The sequence below is a fragment of the Companilactobacillus halodurans genome, assembly GCF_009600985.1.
Taxonomy (GTDB): Bacteria; Bacillota; Bacilli; order Lactobacillales; family Lactobacillaceae; genus Companilactobacillus; species Companilactobacillus halodurans.
In genome coordinates, this window is sequence record NZ_VDFP01000238.1 from 1 (window position 1) to 1108 (window position 1108).

A 1108-nucleotide genomic window follows, 5' to 3' on the forward strand; every position below is an offset into this window, starting at 1 on the left:
CAAATCTGCCATTTCAAAGAAATGTGTGTCACCAAATTGTTGAGCATCAATAACATCTTCAGGCACTTGTGAAACACCCAAAATTGTCATCTTACCACTAGCATTAATAACCTTCTTTAATCCATATTCACTGTAAATATCTTCAGCCAATTTACTTTCCTCCAATTGAATATTCATTACCGGCAATAACCGAATAAATAGGTTTGATTAGCGTATCTGTCTTTCTTTGATTTCCATTTGAATCCGTTAAGACTTTTTCACCTTTTTCAACATTGAAAATTGTTAGATCTCCATCGTATCCTAAGCGTAGAGAACCTTTGCTTTGTAAGTTGAAATTATCAGCTGGAGCCCAAGTTACCATTCTAATTACTTCTGGTAGTGAGTAGCCAATTAACAACATCTTTTCCAAAGTCGTTGCCATATCATAAACGGGACCATTGGCCCTATTTCTATGATAAATATCGGTACTTACTGACTTAGGAATCAAGCCTTCATCACGTGCAATTTCTCCAGTTCTGAAGTTAAAACTGTCTGTTCCATGGCCAACATCAAAAATCACACCACGATCATAGGCATCGAGTACGAAGTCCTTAATATGACCAGTCTTATCTAACATTCCATTAGGTTTTCCATTATAGGCATGTGTTAAGATATCGTCTCTAGACATTGAGTTTAAGACATCTTTTAATTCTGGGGGATTAGCTCCAACGTGAACCATAATTGGTAAATTAAGTTGTGCCTGAAATTTTTTAGCTTCCAATAGTGGTTTAACATCGTTATCAACAACTACTGAATGACTCTCTCTTACTTTAATACCAACAATGAAATCTTGTAATTCCTTCACTGCATCATAAAGAGGAGCTTTTTGAATTCTAGTAATATCGCCTAACTCATCCTGAGCCAAAATACCAGTCTTAGAAATATTAATCATTGCTAAAACATTAGTTTTCTTATCACGAGTAATCTTATAAAAATCGCGAATATTGTCTGCACCAGTTGAACCAGCATCAATAACCGTTGTTACCCCAGTTAAATAACCATCTTTATCGGGATCATCATAATAGAGACTTAGCTTTTCATAAGAATGTACATGATCATCAATCCATCC

The 1108-nt window shown here is 35.3% G+C and carries 1 protein-coding gene; it reads right to left on the reverse strand.

The window, feature by feature from the left end; all coding sequences use genetic code 11:
• Positions 1-151: 151 nt before the first annotated feature.
• The coding region (locus tag FHL06_RS13885; protein ID WP_153387242.1) for an amidohydrolase/deacetylase family metallohydrolase at positions 152-1108 on the reverse strand (957 nt) is incomplete at its 5' end.